Origin of the sequence: Prosthecobacter vanneervenii, assembly GCF_014203095.1 — a bacterium.
Taxonomy (GTDB): Bacteria; Verrucomicrobiota; Verrucomicrobiia; order Verrucomicrobiales; family Verrucomicrobiaceae; genus Prosthecobacter; species Prosthecobacter vanneervenii.
The window spans coordinates 331217-338218 of the sequence record NZ_JACHIG010000008.1 but is presented as its reverse complement, the minus strand read 5'-3'; the positions used below and the strand labels follow the sequence as shown (position 1 = coordinate 338218).

2 protein-coding genes are annotated in these 7002 nt (G+C 60.3%); both read left to right on the top strand.

Annotated features, from left to right (window positions below; all coding sequences use genetic code 11):
- On the top strand, positions 1 to 2241 hold a 2241-nt coding region (locus tag HNQ65_RS18735), incomplete at its 5' end, for a serine/threonine-protein kinase (RefSeq protein WP_184341788.1).
- A gap of 161 nt (positions 2242 to 2402) precedes the next feature.
- Positions 2403 to 6767: an autotransporter outer membrane beta-barrel domain-containing protein gene (locus HNQ65_RS18730; protein ID WP_184341786.1), complete on the top strand. Its 4365-nt coding sequence runs from the start codon at positions 2403 to 2405 to the stop codon at positions 6765 to 6767.
- Positions 6768 to 7002 lie beyond the last annotated feature (235 nt).

Below are 7002 nucleotides of genomic sequence, written 5' to 3'. Positions count from 1 at the left end.
GCGGTGGCGCAGCTGGACCACCCTGACATCGTGCCGATCTATGAGAGCGGTGAGGAGGAGGGGATGCCGTATTTTACGATGAGGCTGGCGGAGGGGGGATCATTGGCGGACCGGCTGAAAAGGAGAGGGGTGATGGCAGAGAAGGAAGCGGCGGGGCTGATGGTGAGGATAGCGCGTGCGGTGCAGTATGCGCATGAGCACGGGGTGCTGCACCGTGACCTGAAGCCTGCGAACATTTTGCTGGATGTGGGAGGGAGGCCGATGCTGTCGGACTTTGGGCTGGCGAAGCTTTTGGATGCGGAGTTTCAACTGACGAAGAGCCACGCGTATGTGGGGACGCCGCACTACATGAGCCCGGAGCAGGCGGCGGGGAAGGCGAAGGAGGTGACGACGGCGAGCGATGTGTGGGCGCTGGGGGTGATGCTGTTTCAGATGCTGACGGAGAAGCTGCCGTTTACGGGAGGGAGCGCGGTGGAGGTGATGAGGAGGATCACACAGGAGGAGCCTGAGATCAGCTCGTCGGGGAAGCTGAAAGTGAGGAAGGGCAAGCCTGCGAAGAAAATGCCTGTGCAGGAGGTGTCTGCGGCGTCGCTGAAGCGGGTGCACCCGGATCTGGCGACGTTGATTTTGCGCTGCCTGGAAAAGAGGCCTGGGAGGAGGCTGCCGAGCGCGGGGTTTCTGGCGGATGAGCTGGAGAGGTTTCTCAACGGGGAGCCGATCGAGAGCCGTGCGGTAAGTGCTGGTGAGCGAGTGTGGAAGCTGGCGAAGAGGAACAAGAAGCTGACGCTGGCGGTGGTGTGTGCGGCGTTTTCACTGATCGCTGGGACAGGTGTGTCTATGTACCAGGCGGTGCAGGCGCGTGCGGCGCAACGGGTGGCGGTGAAGGAGAAGCAGGAGGCGCAGAAGGTGGCGGAGATCGTTCTGGCGACTCTACGTGATCTGGATGAGAGGCACACTGGCAGCGACATTGATCCAGAACGGATGAAGCAACAGATGCTGAAGAGGCTGATGGAGTTCCGGGGCGACCCTGTGCGCAAGGCGAACATGCTGGCGGAAACGGCGACCATGTTTGAAAACAAGCAGTGCCTGGAAAACTACAAGATGGCCCTGGCGCTGGTGGAGCCGGTGCTGGATGCCGACGACCCCCAGGTCTGGGACCTGAGATTTTGCGTGGCGGGACAACGAGCGGTGATGGAGAACTCTTCTGACGGATCGATGGAAGAGTTGAAGAAGGTGCTGGACTGGCAGCGCGAGCACCAGGGGCCGAAACACTCGCAGACACTCTTCACGATGCTGACGCTGGGAAAGAACTACAACATCCGTGGTGAGGGAGTGGAGGCGGAGGCGCTGCTGTCCGAGGTGTGCCGCGAAGTGGATGGGAATGACCTTTACAGTCACCGGCACCAGGCGCTGTGCCGGATGGAGCACATGACGGCGGTGTTTAATGCAGGAAGCCAGGAACGTGCGCTGGCACTGGGCCGGGAGTACGGGCGCAAGGCCCTGGCAGAACTGGGGGACGGGCACGTGATGACGGCAAGGAGCCTTGGCCGTCTGGCATCGTGCTACCGGAAAGCGGGCCTGCTGGATGAGGCGGAGGTGGAGGGGCGCAAAGCCCTGGAGATCTACTGGCGATCCGTAGGGCCGGACAATGTGTATGCGAAGGACTGCCTGAGCGAGCTTTCGGGGCTGCTGGGCAGGAAAGGAAAAAAAGCCGAGCGTCTGGCGCTGGTGCGCGAGGCGGTGCAGATCTGCGACATGCGGCTGGGGCCCGGGCACAGCTTCTCATTGTACCGGGTGGAGTGCTGCCTGTATGTGCAGAATGAGATGAAGCTGCATGAGGAGTCTGTCAAAATGGGGGAGGAATGGCTGCAGCGGGTGCGAACAGAGAACGGAGGCCTGCCCGCTGATGCTGACGGGGTGATGCGCGAGCTGGCAAAAGCCTATGCCGCCCGCAATGATCATGTGAACGCGGAGCGCATCCTGCGAGACCTGGTGCAAGTGATGCAGAAACACCAGCCGGAGGACGTGCAGCACTATGCCGACCTCTCCAATCTGGCGGATGAGCTGACAGACCAGAACAAACCTGCCGAGGCCGTGCCGCTGCTGAAGAAAGCCATCCTGGGACTGGAAACGGCCGGCGATGCGAAACCCCAGTTGAGCGGGATAGCCCTGCCCAAGGCGAGAAAGAGGCTTGCCAGGGCGGAAAAGGAGCTGGCGAAGGAAAAATCTGCGGTGAAGTAAAATTTTCTTCACCTGTGAGGTAACACATGGGCCGGGAAGCTGTGGATGCCGGATGCACGACTCCGTGCATACCCATGAAAACACAACATCCCATATACCGAAAAGTATTCCGTAAGGCGCCGCGAGCGGCGCTGGCGGCGATCACATCGCTGTCACTGTTTATGAAACCCGCCTACGCGGTGGACGCCACCTACGGCAACATCATGAATGGTGGAGCAGGTGTAAACTACACCTACGACGGAGGAGGTGCCATCATCAATGGCAACGGCAGCAACGGCTTTTTCCTGCAGTCAGGAAATTTGAACCTGAGCAACGTCACTCTGCAAAACTTCGCCGTCAAAGGCGGTGATGGCAGCGGCGGTGGCGCGGGCATGGGCGGGGCGTTGTTCATTAACTCGGGTACTAATGTCGAGCTTAACAACGTGAACTTCCTCTCCAACAATGCGGCTGGGGGCAACGGGGGGGTGGGAACGACCGGCGGCACGCTGAACAACCTGTTCAGCAACACCACCAAGGCAGCCAACGGCTCGGATGGTCGTGAGTTTCTGGACACCTTCCTTGGCGTCCGCATCTTCATGAATGACGGCAATGGCGGCAACGGCTTCCATGCCTCCAACGGGGCCAACGGCGCTCCCCAAGTCGCTGGCGGCAATGGTGGCAATGGCGGCAATGGCGGTGATGGATGGGATATCGATCCGATCAACACGGCGCTGGCGGCCTTTTACACGGCCAGGGCGGTGATTGAAGCCCTGGGAGCCTCCAACCCTGTCACCGAACCTGCTGGCGCCACGAAATCGGGCGCGGAGGCGGCTTCGAGCAGTGCCCAGGCGGTGACATACGGATTGCAGGCGGCAGCTTACATTGCCATGAATCAGGCTGGCTATGTCGGTTTTGGTGGTGATGGTGGCAATGGTGGTGTCGGTGGCAACGGCGGCGATTTTAATGGAGGTGGCCGGGGCGGTGATGGCGGCAATGGCGGCAATGGAGCCGGTGGTGCTTCAGGAGGCGGCGGCGGTGACGGCGGGCCTGGTGGTATCGGTGGCTTCGGCGCTGGCGGTGGCCGAGGTGGCAATGGTGGGGCCGGCGGCGCTCCGGGCAGCTCCTTTGCCGGTCTTGCTGGTGGTGGCGGCCAGGGCGGAGCTGGTCCTGGCGGTATGGGTGGCTTCGGCGGCGGCATGGGTGCCACCGGCCTCGATAACCTCACTCCCCAGGGCGGTGGAGAGGGAGGCAATGGCTTTGGGGGCGCGATTTTCATTCGCACTGGCGGCTCGCTCACCATCACGGGCAACACTTTGTTTGATGGAAACGGCATCCGCAGTGGCAACGGCCAGCCACGGTCGAGTGGTGCTACCATTGGCCAGAGCGGCATCGGGGGAGGTTCCGACTTGTTCTTGATGAAGGGTGCCACCCTCATTCTCGACGCCGACAAATACAGCACCGGAAACGTGATCACCTTCAACGGCAACCCGTACGGGACCGGCATTTCCGATGACGCCGCGGCTTCCATCATTCCTTCGGGTGGCCCTACGGACACTCCTTCCGGCAGCGGTGCGGACGTAGTCATCCGGAGCGGTCTCGTTCAGTTTGTGGGTGCGAACCTGTATTCCGGCCAGACGAGGATCGAAGGTGGTACACTGCAGGCCAACGATAGCGAAGGCATCTACTGGGACAGCAACATCAACTTTGCCGGCAGCCTGACCTCCAACGCGGTGCTGATGTCCGACGGGACTGTTGCCGACTTCACACGCTACGTCGGCGCACAGAGCAATCGAGTGCAGTGGACGGGCAGCGGCGGTTTTGCTGCTGTTGGTGGAGATCTGACGGTGAACCTCAGCAACAACCAGACCCTGAAGTGGGGAGAGAACGGGTTCGTGTCCAGCGGCAATGCATTGGTGTTTGGCGCCGATCAGGCGACCAACAATGTCATCTTCCAGAACAACATGGATCTCAAAGGCGGCAACGCGACAGTCCTTTCGACGACATCCAGCGCGGCTTCTGGCACGAATGCTGACGGCACTCCAGCCGGATCCACGGTTTATCTGAGCGGCAAGATCTCGGATACAACGGGCGGAGCTTCGTTTAACATCAACGATACCAATCATGATGGCACGGTGGTGCTGCAAGGTGCAAGCACGTACACCGGCATCACGAACATCAACAACGGCAGAGTGGACCTGACGGGCAGCCTGGCGAGCAACACTGTCAATGTGTCCGCGACCTCCACGCTGAACAGCACAAACGGCGGTCTGGCCTCAGTCTCGACAGTGACGAACGCCGGCACGCTGAACCTGGGATCCGTTAACGACACGATCACCACCCTGAACAACAGCGGAAACATCAAAGGCACGGCAACTCTGACGGCAACGACCTACAACCTGAACGACGGCAGCATCCTGGATGCCAAGCTTGGCACCGGCACCATCGTTGTTAACGGCAATGTCACGCTGAACCAGTCTGCTGAAGCGAGCTTGGTCACGGTGAACAGCGGCGGTACTTTGAACCTCGGCGGCGCTGATCTGCTCTCCCACACGGCGTCAGTTAACGTCAACGGTGTTCTTAATCTCAATGGTGGCGGAGCAACCTTCCAGACCCTGTCTGGCTCAGGCACCATCCATACCAATGGCTATGCACTTGTCGTGGCTGATGGCGGCAACTTCACAGGCACCTTGGACGCACCCGGCTCTTCTCTTAGCACAGGTGGTGGTACTGGCGGTGGCGGTGGCGGCGGTGGTTTGACTCTGGGCGGTGGCACCACCACCACGCAGAGCACCAACGTTGACAGCGGTCTCACCATCGGCAGCGGCGCGACGCTCAACAGCGGCACGATCACGATTTCCAACGGCAGCACGCTGGATCTCAGCAGCGGTGGCACGATCACCTTCACGACGCTGACGACTCCTAGCGGCAGTGCTCCTGGCATCATCAACATCGGCAGCCATGATTTCATTGTGCCGGTGGGTTCCACGATTTCTGGTGACATCAAGTTCGTCGGCACTGGCAACGTCATCATCCTGGGCACCATTGCTCCAGGACATTCTCCTGGTGTGATCGATCTGACCCTTGCAGGCCTGAGCCCTTCCCTTGGCGGCGCGTTCAAAGCTGAACTTGCCGGAACCGGTGGTGTGGGCGGCACGGACTTTGACCAGGTGCAGCTGGCCACTGGAGCAACGCTGACGATCAGCAACGCGCTGAATGTGGCTAACTACAGCGGCTTCATGCCGAAGCAGGGCGAGTCCTTCCAGATCATCTCCGGCCCTGCCGGTGCCGTGCCGATCAACCATCTCACGGGAACCTTCTCGACGGTGACCTATGATGCCGACGGCATCGCCGGTCCTGGAGCTCCGGTGGTGAACGCCGCCATGGTGTTTGATGTGAACACCGGCAAGATGACGGCCACCGGCCTGAATGATGCAAACAGCACCATCTCTCAGCTGGGCAACAACTCAAACCAGAGCGCCGCAGCTGCAGCGATCTTCAATGCAGCCTGGGTGGGGCAGAACCAGATCGACTCGTCCACCACGGCGGGCAGACTGGCGCTGCAGATCACGGACGCTGCGGGCAGCGCCTCCGGTGACCTGGCGCGCTACACGCCTGAGTATTATGGCTCCCTCTCTGACTATGCCTTCATGGGCAACCAGGTGCTGGTGCGCAGCGTGCAGGACCGTGTGTCCCCGATGAGCTATGTGCCGAGCCAGCTGGACGAAGACCGCCTGAGCCAGGTGCCTGAGGTGATGTCGTTCTTCACGGGCTACACGTATGCGAACCTGAACACTGCAGATGCAGCCAAGGGAACACGCAATGACTACTATGCAGGAGTGAACCTGCTGGCGTCTGAGGATTATGTGTTTGGCATCGCGGGCAGCGGCAGCTCCGGCAGCATCAAGGCTGCGCTGGGCAGTGCGAAGTCTGATGGCTGGGGATTGATGGCATTTGGCCGCTATGTGGTGGCGAAGAGCTTCACGTTCTTTGGCAGCTTCGGCTTCAACGAGCAGACGATGGACACGACGCGCCAGACGGTGAACGGCACGGTGAAGGGCGGCACGGATGTGTCCAGCTACGTGGGCTTCCTGGGTGTGCAGTACAAGGGCTGGCGAGTGGGTGGTGTGTCGATAGCACCACGTGTGTCGCTGAGCTACTCTCACACGAGCGTGGGCGGCTTCTCGGAAACGGGAGCAGTCGATGCACTGAATGTGAGCGGCTATCACGACAATCGCTTTGTGGCCGAAGCTGGTGCCTCCGCGCTGTGGAGCACGGACATCGGTGGACATGGGCTGAACGTGGAACTGGCTGCCTCGGTGCAGCAGTATCTGGTGAACACGAAGAGCCAGATGGGGCTGAGCGTGGCGACGGTGCCGACGGCGAACTACGGGATGAACTTTGCGAAGGTGGGCAGCACGCAGGCCGTGCTACAGCTGAACGCAGGGTATGACATCACGAAGGTGCTGACGGGCTACCTGGGCTACGAAGGCCACTATGGCAGCCAGACGACGCAGTATGCGAAGGCTGGCATCCGGGCTAATTTCTAAGTGGTTTGAAGAAACTTCAGCATCAGCCTAGGGTGGAAGCTGATCTCCATCCGGCGGGTGCTGAAGAAAGTCTCGAATTGCTTTGATCAACGCAGGCGCGATCTTTTCATGGGGGTCGCGCCTGTTTCTTTGTATTTATTAGAATTTAAGGGGTTGGGGGTAAGCTATTTAGGGCAAGAGCAGCGCCACATGTGGGATGGCGGGCTGAAAATAAGGTGTGTCATAATCAATTCAT

What these genes read in the sequence shown, in the direction of transcription:
- HNQ65_RS18730 (WP_184341786.1), top strand. Translation starts at nt 2,403, where the DNA reads ATGAAACCCGCCTACGCGGTGGACGCCACCTACGGCAACATCATGAAT.